At 72.4% G+C, this 23,043-nt stretch carries 9 protein-coding genes; all 9 read left to right on the top strand.

The genetic code is table 11. The annotated features are described in order from the left end of the window. Window positions 1-43: 43 nt before the first annotated feature. The 9 genes from ACWDR3_RS16310 (at window position 44) to ACWDR3_RS16270 (ending at window position 23,036) form a co-directional block, all read left to right on the top strand. On the top strand, window positions 44-6,664 hold the full coding sequence (locus ACWDR3_RS16310; protein WP_450353139.1) for an SDR family NAD(P)-dependent oxidoreductase: 6,621 nt from the start codon (window positions 44-46) through the stop codon (window positions 6,662-6,664). 23 nt (window positions 6,665-6,687) lie between these two features. Beyond that, entirely contained in the window at window positions 6,688-14,316 is a 7,629-nt protein-coding gene (locus tag ACWDR3_RS16305) for a beta-ketoacyl synthase N-terminal-like domain-containing protein (RefSeq protein WP_450353138.1), read from the top strand. A 23-nt stretch (window positions 14,317-14,339) separates the two neighbouring features. Beyond that, entirely contained in the window at window positions 14,340-15,950 is a 1,611-nt protein-coding gene (locus ACWDR3_RS16300; protein WP_450353137.1) for a PfaD family polyunsaturated fatty acid/polyketide biosynthesis protein, read from the top strand. Beyond that, window positions 15,947-17,734: an acyl-CoA dehydrogenase family protein gene (locus tag ACWDR3_RS16295; RefSeq protein ID WP_450353136.1), complete on the top strand. Its 1,788-nt coding sequence runs from the start codon at window positions 15,947-15,949 to the stop codon at window positions 17,732-17,734. The genes ACWDR3_RS16300 and ACWDR3_RS16295 overlap by 4 nt, the downstream gene beginning before the upstream one ends. Next, window positions 17,731-19,488: an acyl-CoA dehydrogenase gene (locus ACWDR3_RS16290; RefSeq protein WP_450353135.1), complete on the top strand. Its 1,758-nt coding sequence runs from the start codon at window positions 17,731-17,733 to the stop codon at window positions 19,486-19,488. Before ACWDR3_RS16295 ends, ACWDR3_RS16290 begins: the two co-directional genes overlap by 4 nt. A gap of 7 nt (window positions 19,489-19,495) precedes the next feature. After that, window positions 19,496-20,299 carry a 4'-phosphopantetheinyl transferase family protein gene (locus tag ACWDR3_RS16285; protein ID WP_450353134.1) on the top strand — a complete coding sequence of 268 codons (804 nt, stop codon included), beginning with the start codon at window positions 19,496-19,498 and terminating at the stop codon, window positions 20,297-20,299. Between the two features lie 131 nt (window positions 20,300-20,430). After that, the gene (locus ACWDR3_RS16280) at window positions 20,431-21,147 is read left to right on the top strand and encodes an RNA polymerase sigma factor (RefSeq protein WP_450353133.1); all 717 of its coding nucleotides are present in this window, start codon (window positions 20,431-20,433) and stop codon (window positions 21,145-21,147) included. After that, the gene (locus ACWDR3_RS16275; protein WP_450353132.1) at window positions 21,144-22,559 is read left to right on the top strand and encodes an aldehyde dehydrogenase family protein; all 1,416 of its coding nucleotides are present in this window, start codon (window positions 21,144-21,146) and stop codon (window positions 22,557-22,559) included. The genes ACWDR3_RS16280 and ACWDR3_RS16275 overlap by 4 nt, the downstream gene beginning before the upstream one ends. Before the next feature lie 9 nt (window positions 22,560-22,568). Beyond that, the gene (locus ACWDR3_RS16270) at window positions 22,569-23,036 is read left to right on the top strand and encodes a DUF4188 domain-containing protein (protein WP_402361856.1); all 468 of its coding nucleotides are present in this window, start codon (window positions 22,569-22,571) and stop codon (window positions 23,034-23,036) included. Window positions 23,037-23,043 lie beyond the last annotated feature (7 nt).

Below are 23,043 nucleotides of genomic sequence, written 5' to 3'. Positions count from 1 at the left end.
CCCCACCCGACCCGCAGACACAGAGCACCAGCGGAGGAAAACCGTGCAGCACTCACGTCTGGCCGAGACACCGATCGCGATCGTCGGGTTGGCGGGCCTCTTCCCCAAGTCGCGCGACCTGCGCGAGTTCTGGCACAACATCGTGGACGCCGAGGACTGCATCGAGGACGTTCCCGAGAGCCACTGGAACACCGCGGACTACTACGACCCGGACCCGGCGGCCGAGGACAAGACCTATGTCAGGCGCGGCGGCTTCCTGCCCGAAATCCCGTTCAACCCCATGGAGTTCGGGCTCCCGCCCAACACCCTTGAGGTCACCGACATCCTCCAGCTGCTCTCCCTGACCGTGGCGCGTGACGTGCTGCGCGACGCGGGCGCCGACCAGAGCAACTGGTACGACGCCTCCCGCACCGGCGTGATCCTCGGCATCACCGGCGCCAACTCCCTCACCCAGCCGCTCTCCGCGCGCCTGCAGACCCCGGTCCTCAAGGAGGTCGTGCGCAGCGTCGGACTGAGCGAGGCGGACGCCGAGGAGATCGCGCAGCGGTTCAAGAAGGCGTACATCCCCTGGGAGGAGAACTCCTTCCCCGGCATGCTCGGCAACGTCGTCGCCGGCCGGATCGCCAACCGCTTCGACCTCGGCGGCACCAACTGCACGGTCGACGCCGCCTGCGCCAGCTCCCTCGCGGCGGTCAAGCTCGCGGTGAGCGAACTCATCGAGGGCCGCGCCGACATGATGATCACCGGCGGCTGCGACGCCGAGAACACGATCCTCATGTACATGTGCTTCAGCAAGACCCCGGCCTTCTCGAAGACCCAGCAGATCCGCCCCTTCGACGAGTCCGCCGACGGCACGCTGATCGGCGAGGGCATCGGCATGCTGGCGCTCAAGCGCCTCGCCGACGCCGAACGCGACGGCGACCGCATCTACTCCGTGCTGCGCGGCATCGGCACCTCCAGCGACGGCCGCTTCAAGAGCATCTACGCCCCGCGCGCCGAGGGCCAGCAACTCGCCCTGCGCCGCGCCTACGCGGACGCCGACGTGCCCGTCTCGGCCATCGAGCTCTTCGAGGCGCACGGCACCGGCACGGCGGTCGGCGACCACACCGAACTCGCCGCCCTCTCCTCGGTCGTGTCGGCCGGCAACGACGACCACGGCTACGCCGCCATCGGCAGCGTCAAGTCCCAGATCGGGCACACCAAGGCCGCCGCGGGCGCCGCGAGCCTCATCAAGCTCTCCCTCGCCCTGCACCAGAAGGTCCTGCCGCCCACCATCAACGTCGAGACCCCCAGCGAGGCCCTCGACCCCACCACCACCCCGTTCTACGTCAACACCGAGGCCCGCCCGTGGGTGTTGGACCCGGCGCGCGACAAACGCCGGGCCGCCGTCTCCTCGTTCGGCTTCGGCGGCACCAACTTCCACATGGTCCTTGAGGAGCACGACGGCACCGACCCCAAGACGCTCGGCCCGGTGGTCCGTTGGGGCCTGTGGCACGCGGCAGGACCCGAGGCGCTCGCACTGCGCATCGAGAACGGCGCCGCCACCGACGAGTCCGGCGCGATCCCCGCCTCCGACGCCCGCATCGGCATCGTCGCCCGCAGCGACGCCGAGTTCGCCGAACTGCGCGACACCGCGGTCGAGTTGCTGCGCGCCCGCCCCGACGCCCCGCAGTGGCAGCACCCCAAGGGCATCACCTACCGCCGCGCTGCCCTGCCCACGTCGGTGAAGACGGCCGCCGTCTTCGCCGGCCAAGGCAGCCAGTACGTCGGCATGGGCCGCCGGGCCGCCATCGCGCTGCCGCCCCTGCGCGCCGCGTTCGACCGGGCCAACGGGCTGACCGAGGGCCCCGACACCCTCGCCCGCACGGTCTTCCCGCCGCCCGCCTTCAGCGACACGGTCCACCGCGAGCAGGAAACCGCCCTGCGCCGCACCGACTTCGCCCAGCCCGCCATCGGCGCGCTCTCCGCGGGCCAGTACACGTGGCTGCGCGAACTCGGCTTCCGCGCCGACGGCGTCATCGGCCACAGCTTCGGCGAACTCACCGCGCTGTGGGCGGCCGGCGCCCTCGACGACGAGCAGTTCGCCAGGCTCGCCCGCGCCCGCGGTACGTCAATGGCCCCGCCCGAGCACGCCCCCGCCGACTTCGACCCGGGCGCGATGGCCGCGATCCGCGCCTCGCTCTCCGACGTCCAGGCCCTCGTCGCCACCTACCGCAACGTGGCCATCTGCAACATCAACGCCCCCGGCCAGATCGTCGTCGGCGGCCCCACCGACGAGATCGACCGCCTGGTCGCCGACGTCTCGGGCCGCCGCATCCCGGCCAAGCGCCTGCCGGTCTCCGCGGCCTTCCACACCGGGTTCGTCGCCCATGCCGCGGACGCGTTCCGCCAGGCCGTGGAGTCGACCGGGCTGGAAGCCCCGCAGATCCCCGTCTACGCCAACACCCCCGGCTCGTCCTACGGCACGGACCCCGCGGCCAACCGCCGCACCCTCGTGGACCAGTTGCTCCAGCCCGTCGACTTCGTCTCCGGCATCGAGAAGATGTACGCCGACGGATTCCGCGTCTTCGTCGAGTTCGGCCCCAAGCGCGTGCTGACCGACCTCGTCGACCGCATCCTCGAAGGCCGCACGGACGTCGTGACCCTAGCGGTGGACGGTGGCCCCTCGAAGGACAGCGAGGTCTCCCTCAAGCGCGCGGCCATCGAACTGGCCGTCCTCGGCCTGCCGCTCGTCGGCTTCGACGACCGCGTGGAGCCCCGACGTGAGCTGGCGCCCCGCAAGGGCATGACGATTCCGCTGCGCGGCATCAACTACGTGACACAGGAACGGCGTTCGGCATACCGGGACGCGCTGTCGGAGCCGTTGGCCTTGACGGCGGCCACCGCTGCTCCCACGGACGGCATCGAGTCCGCGGTGCGTGAAGGCCTCGGCCTCCAGGCGGAGATCCTCACCGCCCACGTCGACACGGTGCACGCGTCGGTGCGTTCGCTGGAGGAGTCGGTACGGGCGGGTGGGCACCCCGACACGGAGGCGGCACTGGCTCTCATACGGGAGCAGGGGGCCACGATCGGGGCGGCTCATGAGCGGTCCACGCGGCTGTTGTTGGAGGCGTTGCGGGGGGCGGCGGTCGAGGAAAGGGCCGTCGTGGTGGAGGCGGTTGTCGAGGAAGAGGTGGTTGTCGAGGCGGAGGTTGTCGAAGCCGAGGTGGTTGAGCCGGAGCCTGTGTACATACCCGAGCCCGAACCTGAGCCGGTTCCTGTCGTCAACTCGGCTGTCGCCGCCGGCGTGATGGATGCGCTGTTGGGTGCGGTGGCGGAGAAGACGGGTTACCCGGTGGAGATGTTGGAGCCGGGCATGGATGTCGAGGCGGACCTCGGTATCGACTCGATCAAGCGCGTCCAGATCCTCGGTGCGTTGCAGGAGTCGTACCCGGTCTCTGAAGACGTCGACCCCGAAGTGCTCGCGGAACTGCGGACGTTGGACGACATCGCCGGCTTCCTGTCCTCGACCGTCTCGATCGACGCCGAACCCGCACCTGCGCCCACCCCAGATCCCACTCCCGAGCCCGAGCCGGTTCCTGTCGTCAACTCGGCTGTTTCCGCCGGTGTGATGGATGCGCTGTTGGGTGCGGTGGCGGAGAAGACGGGTTACCCGGTGGAGATGTTGGAGCCGGGCATGGATGTCGAGGCGGACCTCGGTATCGACTCGATCAAGCGGGTGCAGATTCTCGGGGCGTTGCAGGAGTCGTATCCGGTGTCGGAGGACGTCGACCCTGAGGTGCTGGCGGAGCTGCGGACCCTGGATGACATCGCCGGGTTCCTCGCATCCACCATTCCCGCCGAGTCGAGTCCCGAGCCGACTCCTGCGCCCGTCGCCCCGATACCTGAGCCCGACCCTGTCTCCAACTCCGCCGTAGCCGCAGGCGTGATGGACGCCCTGCTCGGCGCTGTCGCGGAGAAGACCGGCTACCCGGTGGAGATGCTGGAGCCGGGCATGGACGTAGAAGCCGACCTCGGTATCGACTCGATCAAGCGGGTCCAGATCCTCGGCGCCTTGCAGGAGTCGTATCCGGTCTCCGAGGACGTCGACCCCGAAGTGCTCGCGGAACTGCGGACCTTGGACGACATCGCCGGATTCCTCGCCTCCACGGTCTCCGCCGAGCCCACTCCCCAGCCCAGCACTCCCACCGCACCCACCACCCCCCTCACCATCACCTACCCCCCCACCCCCGGAATCGGCCGCACCTACGCCGACGTCACGGAGATCGCCCCGCCGCACACCCTCGTCGGCGCCTACGCGGAGACGCGTACCGCGGTGGTCGTGGACGACGGGTCCCTGTTGACCCGGCCGCTCGCCGGGGCACTCCGGGGCGACGGGTGGCGGGTCGAGGTCGTGTCGTTGCCCGGGGTGGACAACGTCGTGGCGGAGGCGGATGCCCAGCGGCGGCTGGTGAGTTGGGACGAGGGGGAGCTCGCCGCGCAGCTGACCGGCGGGCGGGTCGACCTCGTCGTACAGATGGCGGCCGCGGCCGGGCCGGACTGGGCCGAGGGTACGCGGCGCCTTGAGCACTGCCTGTTGGTCGCCAAGAACAGTCTGGCCGCGTTGAAGGCGGTGGCCGCGCAGGGGACCCGGGCCGGGTTCGTCGCGGTCACGCGGCTCGACGGGGCGAGCGGGTATCGCGGTGCCGGAGACGCCTCGCCGCTGCTCGGCGGGGTCGCCGGGCTGGTGAAGACCCTCGCCATCGAGGTGCCCGAACTCTTCGTCCGTACCGTCGACTTCGCGCCGGAGCTGGCGCTGACCACGGTCGGCGCCCGGTTCCTCGGTGAGATCGACGACCTGTCCCGCGCGTACGCCGATGTGGCGCACGACGGCGCCGGACGCCGTACCGTCGCCCTCGCCGCCGAACCGCATCAGGCCCGCGCGGCGGCCGTCCCGGAGATCACCTCGGACGACCTGTTGGTGGTCACCGGCGGAGCTCGCGGTATCACCGCCGACTGCCTGCATGCGCTGGTATCGGCGCGGCCTGCCGGGCTGTTGCTGCTGGGCCGTAGTCGTCCGGCGCCCGAGCCCGAGTGGGCCGTCGGCACCGAGGGACCGGCGCTGCGCGGGCTGATCGCTCGGCGCGCGGCGCAGGGTGGGCAGAAGCCCAACCCCCGAGCCGTGGAAGCCGAGTTCAGGGAGATCACCGCGTCCCGCGAGATCGCCGCGAACCTCGCCCGGCTCACTGCCACCGGCGCCCGGGTCGAGTACCTCACCGTCGACATCACCGACGCCGCCGAGACACGCCGTGTGCTGACGCCGTACGCCGGTCGTGTGACCGGTGTCGTGCACGGGGCCGGCGTACTGGCCGACCGGCTCGTCGCGCAGAAGTCCGCCGACGAGATCCGCCGGGTGCTGGCGACGAAGCTGCTCGGTCTCGGCAATGTGCTCGATGTCCTGCGCGGTATCGCCGAGTTGCGGCACCTGGTGCTGTTCTCCTCCGTCGCCGGGTTCTTCGGCAACCGAGGTCAGTCCGACTACGCCATGGCCAACGAGGCGTTGAACCGGATCGCCGTACGGCTGAAGCGGGAACTGCCCACCGCGCGCGTCACCGCGATGAACTGGGGTGCCTGGGACGGCGGGATGGTCTCCGACGACCTGCGGGCGATGTTCGCGCAGCGCGGGATCGCGCTGGTGCCGCTGACGACCGGCGCGGGCATGTTCGCCGAGCAGTTCACGGCCGCGCACGCGCACGACACGGTGATCGTCACCGGCCCGCTCACCCCGCTGTCCGCGCCGCCCGAGGCGCAGGGCGCCGGGCTCGCCCCGTTGGTGGTCGACCGGACCCTGTCCGACCTGGTCGACGAACCGCTGCTGACCGACCACACCATCGGCGACCGACGGGTGCTGCCCGCCACGGCGGCCCTCGGTGTGCTGGCCAACGCGATCGAGACGGCGACGGGTGAGGCCGTCACCGGGGCGAGCGGATTCAAGGTGTTCAAGGGTGTCTCCTGGGACGAGCCCGACGGGCAGCAGCCCCAGCGGCTGCGGCTGGCCGTCGAACCCGCCGCGGGCGGGGTCGGAGTCGACGTGCTCGCCTCCTCCGTGGACAGCGGCGGACGCAGCCGGCCCGCGTACAGCGTCCGGCTGAGCACCGGTGCCGCCGGACCGAGGCCTGCGGACCGCACCGATCTGGCGTCCCTGGCCGGGAGTTCGGCCGGCCGGGACGCGGCCCCGCTGTACCGCGACGGCACGCTGTTCCACGGACCCTCGCTGCGCGGACTGCGCTCGGTGCTGTCGGTCGACGAGCAACGGCTGCTGGTGCGGGCCCGGTTGGCCGACTCCCGTCCCGCGCAGGGTGGTTACCACGGGCGGCTGCACAGCCCGGTCCTCGCCGACCTGTTGCTCCAGGCCGTGCTGGTCTGGGTGCGCGAGCGGCGCGGGCGGGCCTGCCTGCCCATGGAGATCGGCCGCCTGAGCCTGTTCGAACCGCTGCCCTCCGACGGGGACTTCCTGATCGCCGTCGAGGACGTCAGGCCCGGCCGGACCGGTGTGACCTGCACGGTGACCGCGCTCGATCCGCGCGGCCGCGTGTTCGCGGTCCTGCGGGACGTGGTCGCGGTCGAGGACGCGGAGTTGGAGAGCCGCTTCCGGCAGCCGGGCCGGGCTGCGGTTTCGGTCTGACGACGCTCGGAGGCTGATCGGTCATGGGCAAGTACGCGATCGTCGGACTGTCGTGCCTCTTTCCGGGGGCGGCCACGCCGGACACCTACTGGAACAACCTGATGGGCGCGGTGGATTCGCGCACCGAGGGCGGCGAGCGGATCTTCGGGCACGATCCGCTGGCCGAGGACGAGAGCGCGGACCGGCACCGCATCTACTGCACGCGCGGCGGGTTCGTGGAAGCCGGGGAGGTCGTCGACCCGGCCGCGTACGCACTGCCCGCCGACTATCTGGCCGGCCTGGACCGTTCGTTCCACTGGGCGCTCCGGGTGGCCGACTACGCCCTGGCCGACGCGGGTGTATCCCCCGCTGCCGCGGCCGGCCGGGGAGTCGGGCGGAGGACCGGCGTGGTGTTCGGGAACTACCCGTTCCCCACGCCGTCCTCCGGCCGCGCAGCGGGGAAGCTCTGGGACGCCGCGGTCTTCGAGGGCCTCGCGGCGGCCGGCTTCCCCGCGGCCGGGCTGCCGTCCGGTGCGGAGGACGGCAGCCCGGCCAGGGGCGGGGGCGAGGGGGACGCCGTTGCTTACGGTGTGAACGGATCCAACAGCCCGGCAGGCGGCCGCAGTTCGGACGACCCCCGCGACCCGGCCAGTCCCCGTACCCCCGCCGACGCGCACAACCTCTGGCCCGGCGGCCTGCCCGCCCACGTCGTGGCCGCCGCCCTCGGTCTCGGCGGCCCGCGCCACACGCTCGACGCGGCCTGCTCGTCGGCGCTCTACGCGATCCAGCTCGCCTGCGCTCAACTGGCCACCGGGGGAGCGGACTTGATGCTGGCCGGCGGGGTCTGCGCACCCGACCCCACCGTCATCCACCTCTCCTTCTCCGACCTGCACGCCTATCCGCCGGACGGCTTCAGCCAGCCCTTCGACGCCCGCTCGAAGGGCATCATCACCGGGCAGGGCGCGGCCATGGTCGCCCTGAAGCGGCTCGCCGACGCCCGACGGGACGGCGACCGGGTGTACGCCGTGATCGACTCGGTCTCGCTCGGCAACGACGGCCCGGGCAAGCACCTCCTCGCCCCGAACGTCACCGGCCAGCTCGCCGCCTACGAACTCGCCTACCGCGACGCGGGCATCGAGCCGCACGACGTCCAGTACGTCGAGTGCCACGCCACCGGCACCCCGCTCGGCGACCGCACCGAACTCGACGGCGTGGAGCGGTACTTCGGGCGCGGCCCGCTGCTCGGCTCGGTCAAGGGCAACATCGGCCACCTGCTGACCGCGGCCGGCATGAGCAGCCTGGTCAAGGTCGTCCTCGCGCTCGGCCGAGGCGTCATCCCGCCGACCACCGGCGTGGCCGTACCGCTGCCCGGCACGGTGGCGGACCGGGTCGTCCGCGAACCCACGCCCTGGCCGGCCACGGACGGCGTACGCCGGGCCGCGGTCTCGGCGTTCGGCTTCGGCGGAACCAACGCGCACGTCGTCCTGTCAGAGCCGGTGCCGGAACCTGGGTCGGAGCCGTCCGCGCAGCCTGCCGACACCGCAAACGGCAGCACCGCCGACGACGACCCCGAGCGCACGAAGCCGCCGACGCTGGCGATCATCGGCATGGGCGCCCACTTCGGCTCCTTCAGCACGCTCGACGCGTTCGAGCGGGCCGGGTACGAAGGCCTCAGCGGCGTACGGGAGTTGCCTCCGAACCGGTGGCGCGGGTTCGAGTCGGCCCCGGGCGGGCCGCTGGAACGGGCCGGGCTGGCCCACGACTTGGTGCCGAAGGCCGCGTACCTCGACGGGTTCGAGGCCGATGCCACCTCCTATCGCATCCCGCCCAACGACCTCGACCACTTCAACCAGCAGCACCTGCTGATGATGCGGGTCGCCGAGGAGGCGTTGAAGGACGCCGGGTACGAGCGTCCCGGGCCCGGGGCCAAGGGGCGGCGGGTCGCCGTCGTCCTCGGTATGGAGATGGAGCCCAGCGCGGAGGGGCACGGCGCCCGGTACGCTCTCGGGCGCAAGCTCGCCGCCTGGTGCGCGGCGGCCGGACTCGACCCCACGGACGAGCAGTTGGCCGCCCTGACCAAGGCCGCCCGGAACGGCATCCACGACTCCATCGAGGCCAACGAGGTCCTCAGCTACATCGGCAACATCATGGCCGCGCGGATCTCCTCCCTGTGGAACCTCACCGGCCCGTCGTTCACCGTCTCCTCCGACAGCGCGGTCGGTGTCGACGCCCTCGACACCGCCCGGCTGCTGCTGCTCGACCCGAGCGTCGAGGCCGTGCTGGTCGGCGCCGTCGACCTGGCGGCGGGGCCCGAGTCGCAGCTGGCCCGCTCGATCCTGGAGCCCGGCACGGTGCTGGGTGACGGCGCGGGTGCCGTGGTCGTGACGCGCCCCGGCTCGATCCCGCCCGAACGCACGGTGTACGCGACCGTCGACGGCCTCGCCGTCCACCACGCGCCGACCCTCGACCCGCGGCCCGCCCCCGACCTCGTCGCCGCCGCAGCCGAGGACGCGTTGGCGGCAGCCGGGGTGACACCGGCCGACGTCGAGCTGGTCGAGGCGGGCACCCTGCGTGAAGAGGTGGTCGAAGGACTCGCCCGCGTCTGGACGGGCGTCCGGGTCGGCGGGCTCCTGCGGACCGCACTCGGCGGGGTCAACTCCCAGGTGGGCGACACCGGTTGCGCCTCCGCGCTGGCCTCCGTCATCCGGGCCGCACTGTGCCTGCACTACGCCTATCAGCCGATCGCCCCCGACGGGGTCGACGGCGCCCGGCTCGCCGGATCCGCCTTCTTCCGCGCCACCGACTCGCGGCCCTGGCTGCGCGAACGGCGCGAGGGCCGGCGTACCGCCTCCGTCAGTGTCACCGGGACCGCGGGCAGCCACGCCCACATCGTGCTCGGCGGGGCGCAGACGCGGGGCGAGGTGGCGGCGACGGACTGGGTGCGCTCGGGCGGCAGCCTGGTCGTGCCCGTCGGCGCGGACGACATCGACACGCTGGTACGGCGGTTGGGGGAGGTCCGTGCGGCCGTCGAGGCGGGCGGCGACTGGGCCGCGCTCGCGGAGGACCGGCCGGCCGCGCTCAAGGCCGTACTGGTGGCCGACGACACGGCAGGCCTGGTACGGCAGTTGGAGCAGGCGGCCAAGGATCTGCCGGGCGTGTACCGGGCCGGGGGCGAGTGGACCTCGCCGTCGGGGAGCTGCTTCGCGGCGCGGCCCGCGGGCGGTCCCGGCACGAAGACGGCGCTGGTGTACCCCGGAGCCTTCAACTCCTACCTCGGCCTGGGCCGTGCCCTGTTCCGGGCCTTCCCCGGACTGTTGCCCCGCTTCGAGGCGCAGGCCGAACTGCCCGCCGAGATGCTCCGCTCGGCCGCGCTGTACCCGCGCGCCCTCGGGCCGCTCGACCGGCGTGAACTGATGCGCCGTGAGGCCGAGTTGATCGAGGACATTCCGCTGATGCTGGCCGTCGGCACGAGTTACGCGCTGCTGTCGACGGACCTGGTGCGTGAGGTGCTCGGGGTGCCGGTGCACGGGGCGTTCGGGTACAGCCTCGGTGAGAGCAGCATGCTGTTCGCGACCGGCGGCTGGGTCAAGGAGGCCCGGGGGACCGCGAAGATCGACGCGTCGCCGCTCTTCGTGGACCGGCTGCGGGGGCCGAAGAAGACGGTCCGCGCGCTGTGGCATCTCGGCGACGACGTGCCCGACGCGGCGGTGTGGGCCACGCATGTGCTGCTCGCCCCGGCGGACGACGTCCGCGAGGCGGTCGCCCGCTACGACCGGGTCTTCATCACCCACGTCAACACCCCCGACGAGGTCGTGGTCGCGGGCGACCCGGCCCAATGCCGGGACCTGATCGACGCGTTGGGCTGCCGCAGCGCACGTTCACCCGCGAATCACGTCATGCACTGCCCGGTGGTGGACGGCGACCTGAACGAACTCGCGGACCTCAACCGCTACCCCACAGGCGACGTCGGCGACCTCGTCCTCTACAGCAGCCGGCACTACGCCCCCGTCGGCGACCTCGACCAGGACACCGTCGCCCACAACATCGCCATCACCCTCCGCGAGACGGTCGACTTCCCGCGCCTGATCCGCCGCGCCTACGACGACGGCTTCCGCGCGTTCATCGAGGTCGGCCCCTCCAGCACCTGCACGCGCTGGATCCACGAGACCCTCGCCGACGCCCCCCATCTCTCGGTCCCCGTCGACCGCCGGGGCGCCCGCGGCGCGACGGACATCGCCCGCCTGGTCGCCCGACTGGCCGCCCACGGAGTCCCGGTCGACCTGACCCCGTTCCGCCCCCGAACGACCACCGCCCGACGCCCACTGGGCCTGCGCACGTTCCCGGTGGGCGGCGAGCCGGTCGCTCCGCTGGTGGCGCGGGAGGCGGAGCGGATCGTCGGGGCCATACGGAGGGTTCCGGCGGGGGAGCGGGTGGAGGTACGGGTGCCGACGCCGGTCCCGACCACGCCGGTCCCGACCACGCCGGTCCCTACCACGCCGGTCCCGACCACACCGGCCTCCGAACCGATACCTGCGCCCGTAATGCCGGTCGCCGATCCGGTGCCCGCCCTGGCGCAGGTGCCCGCGACCGCGGCGGTGCTGTCCGAGCCGCGTCCCGTGTTCGACGTACCGCTCCTCGACCCCGCGCCCGAACCCGCGCTGCCGTTCGGGGAGTTGGCACCCGAACCGACCCCGCCCCCCGCCCCGGACTTGCCTGCCCAGGAGCTCTCCGACCCGGAACTCCACCCCACGGAATGGGACTCCGCGATGCCGATCCGCCCCGACGGTCCGCCCGTACCCGCGCTGACGCTGGAGCGGGAACCGATCACGATGGTGCCCGCCGACGCGGTCCCGGCACGGCCCCTGGACGCCGTACCGCCACCGGCTCCGCGCCCCGACGTGCCCCAGCGCCCGGCGATCTTCGGCGCGCCCCTGCCCGTGCCGCCGGCGGTGCAGCCGCAGCCGAGGCCGGAGCCCGAGCCGTCGGCGCGGGCCGCCAGTGACCACGCCTCCACCCTCGCCCTCGTGCGCAGCCTGCGGGCCGAGATCCTGGAGGCGCATCAGGAAGTCCTGGAAGCGCAGCGGGAGTTGCGGGAGGAGCTGGTCGCCGTGCTGTCGGCGGCGGCGACGGCCGCGCCGGCCGCCGCACCCTTCACCGAGCCGGTCGACGCGGTCGTCGTCGAGCCGGTCGCCGATCCCGCCGCCGAACCGGTCGTCCCGCCCGTGGCGCCTCCCAGCCCCGAGCAGCCCCCGGCGGCCCCCGTCACCCGCCCCAAACCCGAAGGCGTCGTCTGGGACGAGGAGGACCTCCTCGAATTCGCGACCGGCAAGGTCGGCAACGTCTTCGGGCCCCGGTTCGCCCGGATCGACGGATATCAGCGGCGCGTACGACTCCCCGCCCCGCCTTATCTCTTCGCCACCCGGGTCACCCAACTCGACGCGGAGCCGGGGGAGTTCAAGCCCTCCTTCATCCGGACCGAGTACGACGTGCCGGAGGACGCCTGGTACGCCGTCGACGGGCAGGTGCCGCCCGCCGTCACGATCGAGGCCGGGCAGTGCGACCTGCTGCTGATCAGCTATCTCGGCGCCGACTTCACCAACCGGGGCAACCGCGTCTACCGCCTCCTCGACAGCAGCCTCAGCTTCGTCGGCGACCTGCCACGCACCGGCCAGACCCTGCGCTACGACATCTGGATCGACCAGTTCGTGCGGCAGGGCGACACCCTCCTCTTCTTCTTCCACTACGACTGCTACTGCGACGGCGAGTTGATCCTCAAGCTCAACAACGCCTGCGCCGGGTTCTTCACGGACGAGGAGCTGGAGAGTTCGCCCGGGCTGGTGCAGGGGCGGGTGGCACCCGGCCTCAAGGTCAAGGCGGATCCCGGGCGTTCGGCGTTCAAGCCGCTCGCCCCCACCCACCGCACCGCCCTCTCCGCCGCCGACCTCGACGCCCTCTCCGAGGGGCGCATCGCCGACGTCTTCGGACCCGGCCACCGCCAACCCCCCGGCTGCAACACCTCCCTGCGCCTGCCCGACCGCCCGCTGCTGATGGCGGACGAGGTCACCGTGCTCGACAGGAAAGGTGGCCCGCACGGGCTGGGGAGGATCGAGGCCGTCAAGGAACTCCAGCCCGACGCCTGGTACTTCACCAGTCACTTCCCCGACGACCCCGTACTCGCCGGTTCGCTCGTCGCCGAAGGCGCCGTCCAGCTCCTGGAGTTGTACGCCCTCTCGCTCGGCCTGCACCTCACGCTCCCCGACGCCCGCTTCCAGCCGGTGCCGGATCTGCGCACCGAGGTGAAGGTGCGCGGGCAGATCACCCCGCGCAACAGCCGGATCGAATACCGCATCGACATCACCGAGTTGACCCTGCTCCCGCGTCCGTCACTCGTCGCCGACGTGGTCGTCCTGCGCGACGGCACGCCCTCCATCGGCGTCACCGGCCTCGGCATCCGACTGCGGGAGAAGCCCGGCACGCCGTACCGCCCGGAGACCGCCGGTACGGTCCCGCACTTCCTCGGCCGGCTCTCCCCGGCCACCGGAGAGCCCGCGCTGCTCAACGAGTTCCACATGGCGCACGCGGCCAAGGGCGACCTGGCGATCGCGATGGGACCGGAGTTCGAGGTCTACGCCGACAGCAGGGCCCCGTACATCCCCAACGGCGACTTCCTGTTCGTCGACCGGGTGATGAAGCTGGAGGGCACGCGCGGGACGCTCAAGCGCGGGGCGGTGATGGTGACGGAGTACGACGCGCCCGAGGACGCCTGGTACTACACCGACAACGGCCACCCGTACATGCCGAACTGCATCTACATGGAGTCCAGCCTCCAGGCGGCCATCCTCCTCGGCTACTACCTCGGCGCCACCCTGCCCTACCCGGAGGAGCAGTTCAGCATCCGCAACCTGGACGGCCACGCCACCCTCGTCAAGGACGTCGACCTGCGCGGAAAGACCATCCAGCATCGCTCGACCCTGCTGTCCAGCGACCGCATGCCGGGCTCGATCCTCCAAAACTTCTCCTACGAACTCTCCTGCGACGGCGAGGTGTTCTACACCGGCGAGTCCCTCTTCGGGTACTTCAACGAGAAGGCGCTCGCCCACCAGGTCGGCCTCGACAAGGGACAGCACGTGCTGCCCTGGCTGGACACGCAGGCATCAAGGCCGCCCGGAACAAGGCGAGTCGACCTGCGCGCTTACCGGTCCGCCGAGCCTGCCCGGCACGGACCGCGCCTGGCCGGCGGCCACTTGGACCTCATCGAGTGGCTGGACATCCTGCCCGGCGGTGGCGAGCACGGACAGGGGTATCTGCGCGGGCACCGCTCCATCCGGCCCGACGAGTGGTATTTCTCCTGCCACTTCCACCGCGACCCGGTCATGCCCGGCTCGCTCGGCGTCGAGGCGCTGCTGCAAGGACTCCAGGTGTACGCCGTCGAGAGCGGCCTGACCGACGGACTGCGCAACCCGCGCTTCGCGCTCAGCGCCGGCACCGAGATGAAGTGGAGCTACCGGGGCCAGATCCTGCGCACCGACCCCGACATGGAGTTCGACGTCCAGATCAAGGAGATCCGCCGCGAACCCGGCCGGATCGTCCTCCTCGGCACCGCCCACGTCTGGAAGTCGACGCTGCGGATCTACCGCCTCGACGACGTCGGCATCGAGATCCACCACGACTAGCGGCCCCCATAGGAGACATGTCGATGAGCAGCGAACAGCCGCGGCCGCGGTGGAGCGGGACCGGGGCACCGGCGGTCGGCGAGAGCGGGATCCGGGACGCGCTCGCGCGTCTCGACGAGCCCGTCTACATCCTGCGCGGGCGCTACGGGCTCGGCGCGGCCGTCGGCGGGCGCGTGCACGCGGGCGGGGAGCACGAGGTCATCGCCGCCGTACCCCCGTCCGGGCCCGAACGCCTGGGCAGCGGCGCCTTCCTGGACGCGTACGGCGTGCGCGAGGCGTACATGAGCGGTGCGATGGCGAACGGCATCGCCTCGGCCGACCTGGTGATCGCCATGGCACGGGCCGGGTACCTCGCCTCGTACGGGGCGGCCGGGCTGCTGCCCGAGGCGGTGGAGCAGGCGCTGGGCCGTTTCGCGGCCGAGATCCCCGGGCTGCCGTACGCCTGCAATCTGATCCACAGCCCGAGCGAGGAGCGCCTCGAACGCACCGCCGTGGACCTGTACCTGCGCCACAAGGTGCCGTGCGTCGAGGCGTCCGCGTTCCTCGGGCTCACCCCGCACATCGTGCGCTACCGGCTCGCCGGGCTGCGCGCGGGCGGGCCGCACGGGGTCGTGGCCGAGAACAAGGTGATCGCCAAGATCTCCCGGACCGAGATCGCGGAGCAGTTCATCCGGCCCGCGCCCGAGGCGATGGTGCGGGCGCTGGTGGAGGAGGGCGCGATCACCGCCGAGCAGGCGCGGCTGGCCGAACGGGTGCCGCTCGCCGACGACATCACCGTCGAGGCGGACTCCGGCGGCCACACCGACCGGCGCCCGTTGCCCGCGCAGCTGCCCGTGCTGATGCGTCAACGGGACGCCCTGATGAAGGAGTTGGGGTACCCGACACGCATCCGGGTCGGCGCGGCCGGCGGCATCGGCACCCCCGAGGCGGCCTGGGCAGCCTTCGCGATGGGCGCGGACTATGTGGTGACCGGGTCGGTCAACCAGTCCTGCGTCGAGGCCGGCACCTCCACCCAGGTCAAGGAGATGCTCGCGCAGGCCGACCTCGCAGACTGCGAAATGGCGCCGGCCGCCGACATGTTCGAGATGGGCGTCGAGCTCCAGGTCCTCAAGCGCGGCACCCTCTTCCCGATGCGGGCCCGGCTCCTCTACGAGCTCTACCGCGACCACGACGGCATCGACGACCTCCCGGCGGCGGCCCGCAGGCGGATCGAGACACAGATCTTCCGGCGCCCCCTGGAGGACGTCTGGGCGGAGACCGTCGGCTACTTCGAGCGCCGCGACCCCGACCAGCTCGCCCGCGCCGCCGCCAGCCCCAAGCGGCGGGCCGCGCTGATCTTCCGCTGGTACCTGGGGATGGCCTCGCGCTGGGCGAAGACGGGGGAGGCGGACCGCGCCGTCGACTACCAGATCTGGTGCGGCCCGGCCATGGGCAGCTTCAACTCCTGGGTCCGCGGCACCTACTTGGCCGCCCCGCGCAACCGCCACGTCGCCGACGTCGCCCGCCACATCATGACCGGCGCCGCCTTCCACCAGCGCCTCTCGCTGCTGCGCGCGGCCGGCCTCGCCCTCTCCCCGGCGATCGCCGACTACCCGGTACCACAGCCCGACCAGGCCCTGGAGGTACGGCCATGAGCGGATCTGAAGGTACGTCCGTGAACGCCGGGTTCGCCGCTGTGGCGCGGCTCGACGAGCTGCTCGGCGACCCCTGGCGGGTGGAGAACGTCTACGGGTTCGCGGCGGGAGTTGAGCGGGACGAACACGGCTACTTCCCGCACGCTTTCGCCGCCCGTCTCGACTCCGTCGACTTCCCGCTCGCCTATCTGCCGCCGTCCCTGGGCGGCACGCTGCGCGGGCTCGACGAGACGCTGCTCCTGGTCCGGGTGGCGGCCCGGCGCGACGCCGCGCTCATGCCGGCCACCCTGCTGTCCTGCTCCGCCGTGCTGACCGTGCTCGCGGCCGGCTCGGCCGAACAGGCCAAGACGGTCGCCGACTGGGTGCAGGAGGGCCGCACGATCGCCTTCGCCCTCTCCGAGGAACAGGCCGGCAGCGACGTCCTCGCGGGCGAGGTCCGCCTCGACCCGACGGGCGACGGCTACCGGCTCTGGGGCCGCAAATGGCTCGTCGGACGGGGCGCCACCGCCGACGCGGTGGTCGTGGTGGCGCGCACGGCGGAACGCGGACCGGCCGCCTTCACGGCCGTGCTGCTCGGGCCGGACGAACTGGCCCACCGGGTACGGCGGCAACCCGCGCAGAACGTCACCGGGATGCGCGGGATCGACTTCGCCGACCTGGTCTTCGAAGGGACTCCGGTGCCGCGGGCGGCGGTGATCGGAGCCGTGGGCGGTGGCCTCGCGGGAGCGATGCGGGCCCAACAGGTGGTGCGTCTGCTCAGCACCGGGGCCTGCCTGGCCACCGCCGACACGGCTCTGCGTACGGCCCTGCGGTTCACCCGTGACCGACGGGTCGGCGGCGTCCGCGTCGCCGACACGGGGTACGGCTCACGCGAACTGGCCGTCGCCGCGGCGGAGTTGTTCGCGGCGGACCTGCTCTCCCTGACGGCGGCCCGCTACGTCCACCTCTCCCCGGGCACGTTCGGCCTGTGCTCCTCGGTGGTGAAGCGAGTGGCCACCCGCCTGACCTCGTCGTCCATCGCCCGCTCCCGCACCCTCCTCGGCGCCCGAGCCGTCCTGGCCCACGGCCCCGGAGCCGTCCTCGACAAGGCCCGCCGGGACAACGAGATCGTCGAGACCATCGACACGAGCCCCTTCGGGGTGCTGCGGGCGATCGCGGTCCAACTCCCCGGCTACGCAACGGCGTTGGCCCCTGGGGGCACGCCGGACCCAGACCCCGCTTCCACCTCCCTCTTCGCCTTCGGCGACCAGCTCCCCGATCTCGACCCCGCCGCACTCGATCTCTCCGCCCGCCCCAAGGACCTCGTGCTGCTCGGGTTCGCCGAGCAGGCCGAGGACGCGGCCCGGCGGATCGCGGCCGGTGGGGACGAGCGGGGCGCCGAGCTCGTACGGGAGCTGCGGGCCGCGCTCGACGACACCTTCGCCACCGCCGCCGAGGCCCAGAAGGACCGGGCCCGGGGGCTCGGGGCGTCGGCCGAGCTGCTCGATCTCGCCGAGCGGTGCTGTCTGTTGTACGCGGGTGCGGCGGCCGTTCTCGCCTGGCGGGCCCATCCCGACCGGGGGCTCTACGGCGACGAGCCCGGCGGCAGCGGATGGCTCACCGCCGTACTGGCCGTGCTGCTCGCCCTCGCCGACGGGCGTGACCCGCGGCAGGCCGCGTCCGAACTGCCGCCTGCCGCACGCGCCCTCACCCGGCTCGACGCGGCGGGGCTCCTGTTCACCGCGCTCCCGGTCCAACTGTCCGACGGGCGGCCGGAGTCCGAGGAGGGGGACGGGACGACATGACCGATCTCAGCGCGCTCATGGGGGACTTGGAGGCGTATCTCGGGGATCCCTGGGATCCCGCCGGCCCCATGCCCTACCCGCGCATCCTCGACCTCGACGAACGCCAGGAGTACCCGCACGAGTTCGTGGACGTGCTGGCGGGCTGGGGGCTGTACGACTGGATCGTGCCGGCCGCCAACGGTGGCAAGGCCGTGCATGTCGAGGACGGGTTCAATCTCTACCGGCTCGTCGGGCGCCGCGACCCCACCTCCGCGACCGCGATGGTGTTGACGAGCCTCAGCTACATGCCGGTGTGGATCGCCGGCAGTTCCGATCAGCGTCAGCACTTCGCCGACGCCATCCGGGCCGGGCGGAAGCTGGCCTGGGGGCTGTCGGAGCGCGCGCACGGCAGCGACATCCTCGCCAACGAGACGACCGCGCGCCGCACCGAAGGCGGCTGGCTGCTGAACGGTGAGAAGTGGACCATCGGCAACGCGACCGTCGCCGCCGCCGTCATGGTCTTCGCCCGGACCTCGGAGAAGGGCGGGCCCGGGGGTTACTCCATCTTCGCCGTGGAGAAGGACGGGATCCCCGAGCAGCAACTGGCTCACCTGCGCGACGAGCCCCTGCATGGGCTGCGCGGACTCGACATGAGCGGCGTACGCCTCACCGACTGCTTCGTGCCCGACTCCGCGCTCCTCGGGCGGGTCGGGCAAGGGCTCGAAGTCGCGCTGAAGAGCAGTCAGTTGGCGCGGGTCGCCATCTCCAGCATCGCCATGAGCTGTGTCGACACCGCCCTGCGCTCCACCCTCGACTTCGCCTCCGGACGCGTCATCTTCGGTGGGACCGTGCTCGAAGTGCCGTACTCGAAGAGGCAGTTGGCGGAGAGTTTCGCCGAGCTGCTGATCGCCGACGCGCTGACCACGGGTGCCGTGCGGTCGCTCCAGCTCGCGCCCGCGCAGGCCAGCATCTGGTCCTCGGTCGTGAAGTACTTCGTGCCGACCCTCCTTGAGGAGACCCTGGCCCGGCTGACCACCGTCCTAGGCGCCCGTTACTACCTGCGCGCCCACCCCCGCCACGGCATCTTCCAGAAGGTCCTTCGCGACTTCGCCATCTCCAACTTCGCCGACGGCAACACGGTGGTGAACCTCAAGAACATCGCCCTCCAACTGCCCGCCCTGCTCGGCGGCGCGGTCGCCCAGGAGCCGGGTCCGGTGGCCGAAGCGGTCGCCGCCACCGGGCGTCTCTTCGATCCCGCCTATCCCATGGACCCGTACGAGCCCGCCGCGCAGCAGCTGTTCAGCCGGGGCGGTGACGACTCGGTGCTCGCCCTGCGGTCGGCCGTCGCCGAACTGCGCCGGGAAGCGGACGCGGCCGAGGGGCGCGAGGCCGCGTGGCTGGCCGGCTGCGCCGAGAGCGCGGGCCTGCTCGCCGACGAGGTGCACCGGCTCGCCGACGAACACGCCAAGCTCGTAGCCGAACAAGGCCGTAAAGCCGGGCAGTCGGCCGAACTGTACGACCTCGCCAAGCAGTACGCGGCGGTGTCCGCGGCCGCCGCCTGCGTCCATCTCTATCTGCGCGGACGTGACAGCTTCGCGCCCGCGCTGCGCTCGCCCGCCGTGCTGCTGCTCTGTCTGGAGCGGCTGCTGCGGCGCTTCCACCCCACGCGGTGGACGACCGGACCCGCGGACATCGAGGCCGTCGCCGAGGTCATGGCGGACGCCCACCGCGCAGGCCGGCTGTTCTCCTTCCGTCCGTACCAGGTGAGTTGGTGACCCGCAGATGCCCGTGATCGCCGAGGCCCCCGACACCGCGCGTGAGCCGGCCGACGACCCGTTGGCGGGCGGAGCCGACGTGTGGCTGCTCGCCGAGGAGGACGTGGAGGAGTTCGCCGCCGCCACCGGCGGCCTCGACCTGCTCACCGAGGAGGAACGCGCCCGGCACGACCGGCTGTTGTTCCCCGCCGCCCGCACCCGCTTCCTGGGCGCCAGGCTGCTCTCCCGTGAGGTGCTGTCGCAGTACGCGGATGTGGCGCCGGAGGAATGGCGGTTCGACAAGGGCCGGTTCGGCCGGCCCAGCGTCCACGGGGCCGACTGGGGGCTCGACTTCAACCTCACCCACACCAACGGGCTGATCGCCGCGATCGTCGTGCGCGGACGTACCGCCGGGGTCGACGCCGAGAACACGCCGGCCCGGCCCGAGGCCGTACGGTTCGCGCCGAAGGTCTTCACTCCGCTGGAGCAGGAGGTGCTGCGCCGTGACCGCGAGGACCAGCGCGGGCACGCCTTCGCGGACTCCTGGGTGGCCAAGGAGGCGTACACCAAGGCCACCGGCATGGGCATGGCGCGCGGCTTCGACGCCTTCTCGGTGCACCGGCTGCGCGGCGGCGGGTTGGCCGTCGTGGACGAGGAAATCCCTGAGCCCGAGCGGCCGTTGTGGCAGATCCAGGTGCTCCAGGTGTGGGACCGCTTCGCCCTCGGCATCGCCATCCGGGCCAGCGAGGACGACTCCGGGCCGATCCCCGTACGACTGCGGTCCGCCATGGCCGAGCTGCTGCCGGCCGTCTCCCGGAGCGGGCCGCGATGAACCGTTGTGCTGTCCACTCCTGGCATGACCGCTACCTGCCGCCGTCATCCGTATCCGGCCACCGTGTCCGGTGTGTTGCATGGAAGCCGGATCCCGCCGCAGCGCGGGCGGTCGCAGACGGAGGACGAGCGATGCCGGCGAAGGGGAACGCGGAGCTGCTCGCGGGCTGTGCCCGGGGCGAGGCGGAGGCGTGGGACGAGACGGTCGACCGGTTCGGCCGGCTGGTCTGGTCGGTGGCGCGAAGCCATCGGGTCAGCCGGGTCGACGCCGAGGACGTGCGGCAGGTCACCTGGTTCCGGCTGATGCAGAACGCCGACCGCATCCGCGACCCGGACCGGCTGGGGGACTGGCTGGCCACCGTGGCCCGCCGCGAGGCCATCAAGACGGCCACCCGCGACCGGCGCCTCGTGATGGTCGGCGACAGCGCCACGCTCGAACACTTCCTCGACCACCACGAGAGCCCCGAGCAGATCACCCTGCGCGCCGACCGCGGCCAGGAGGTGCTGCGCGCCATCGACAGCCTCTCCGACCAGTGCCGCGAACTGCTGTTACGGGCTTTGCAGGACCCGCCGGCCTCCTACCAGGAGATCGCCGCCGCCCTGTCCATGCCGCTCGGCTCGGTCGGCCCCATCCGCACCCGCTGCCTGCGCAGACTCCGCCGCGCCCTGGACCGGGACGGCGCCGTACCTGTGCCCGCGGCGGACGACTGCACGCGCTGTCCGGCCCGCGCGTCCGCGACAGCGCCCACAGAGGCTTCCGCCGCTGACCCCTCGCCCGTTCGGGCCCCCGAGACCCCCCGCCCCACACCCTCCGTACGCACCCCCGACGGAACCGAGGTACCCAGGTGACCACCCTCGCCGAAACCGAGACCCAGCTGGTCAGCCGGGAGATCATCACCGGTGAGCCGCTCGGGACCGTCGAGCTGTGCACGCCCGACCACGTGGCGTCGGCCGGCCGGCGGGCCGGGGCCGCCGCGCCCGCGTGGGCGGCCACGCCCGCCGAGGAGCGGGCCGCGATCGTCGAGCGGGCCGCCGAGCTGCTGGTCGAACGGGCGCCCCAGGTACAGGAGTTGCTGGTCCGGGAGGGCGGCGCGATCCCCGGCAAGGCGTTCTTCGAGGTCTACCAGTCCGCGCAGGAGCTGCGCCACGGCGCCTCCCTCGCCCGCCACCCCGGCTTCCCGCATCCACCCGCCGACGACCCGGCCCGGGTCTCAGAGGTGACCCGCGTCCCGCTGGGCGTGGTCGGGGTGATCGTGCCCTGGAACTTCCCGCTGCTGCTCGCCGCCCGCTCGATCGGCCCGGCGCTCGCCCTCGGCAACGCCGTCCTGCTCAAGCCCGACCCGCACACCCCGCTCAGCGGCGGCCGGATCCTCGCCGAGGTGTTCGCCGACGCGGGCCTGCCGCCGGACGTCCTGGAGGTCGTTCACGGCGACGCGGAGACCGGCGCCGCGCTCGTCCAGGCGCCCGACGTCGTGATGGTGTCCTTCACCGGCTCCACCGAGGTGGGCCGCGAGGTCGGCGCCGCCTGCGGCCGGCTGCTCAAGCGGGTCGTGCTCGAACTCGGCGGCCAGAACGCCTTCGTGGTCCTCGACGACGTGGACGTGGAGGCGGCCGCGGCGGCCGGCGCCTGGGGTTCCTTCCTCCACCAGGGCCAGATCTGCATGTCCGCCCGGCGCCACCTCGTCCACCACTCGATCGCCGACGCCTACACCGGGGCGCTCGCCCGGCACGCCGACGCCCTGCGCATCGGCGACCCGCACCGCTCCGACGCCCAGATCGGCCCGATGATCGACCGGCGTCAACTCACCACCGTGGCCAACGCCGTTGAACAGGCCGTCGCTCAAGGCGCCCGGCTCGTCACCGGCGGGCGGCCGTTGCCCCCGTACTACCCGCCGACCGTACTGGCCGACGTCACCGAGCAGTTGGACGTCTTCCACACCGAGGTCTTCGGACCGGTCGCCACCGTGACCCCCTTCGCCGACGACAACGACGCCGTCCGCCTCGCCAACACCTCCGACTACGGACTGACGGCGGCCGTCTACACCGCCGACACCGCGCGCGGCGAGGCGATCGCCGACCGGCTGCACACCGGTGTCGTGCACGTCGGCGACCAGACCGTCGTCCAGGACGCCGCCCTGCCCTTCGCCGGCGTCGGCGCCTCCGGCAACGGCTCCGGCTTCGGCGGCCGGGCCGCCCTGGAGGCGTTCACCCGCTGGCGGACCCGCACGACCAGCACGCCGCCCCGCACGTACCCCTTCTGAGGAGTCCCCGTGGCAGTCGAGGTCCAGCGTGTGCCCCAGGTGGCCGATCCACCGGAGGGCACCGTCGTCTTCCTGATCGGCATGCGCGTCAACAGCCTCTGGAAGGTGCACCGTTGGGTGCCCTCCTTCCTCGCGATGATCCGCATGCTGACCGAGCTGCACCGGCAGCGGGAGTACGGCTTCCTCGCCGCCAGGACCTGGCTCGCGCGCACGGTCGTCGTCGTCCAGTACTGGCGCTCGATGGACGAGCTGATGGCGTACGCGCACAACCTCGACGCCGAACACCGGCCCGCCTGGGCCCGCTTCAACCGGGCCGTCGGCGACAACGGAGCGGTCGGCATCTACCACGAGGCGTACGTCGTGGACCCGGCGCGTACGCACACCGTCTATCGCAACATGCCGCCGTTCGGCCTCGGCGCGGCCACCGCGCACCGACCGCAGCGGTCAGCTCCGGTGCCGTCCGGCGACGGCAGTTGAGAGGAAG

The sequence above is a fragment of the Streptomyces sp. NPDC001002 genome (genome assembly GCF_053599215.1).
This window is presented reverse-complemented; position numbering and strand designations above follow the sequence as displayed.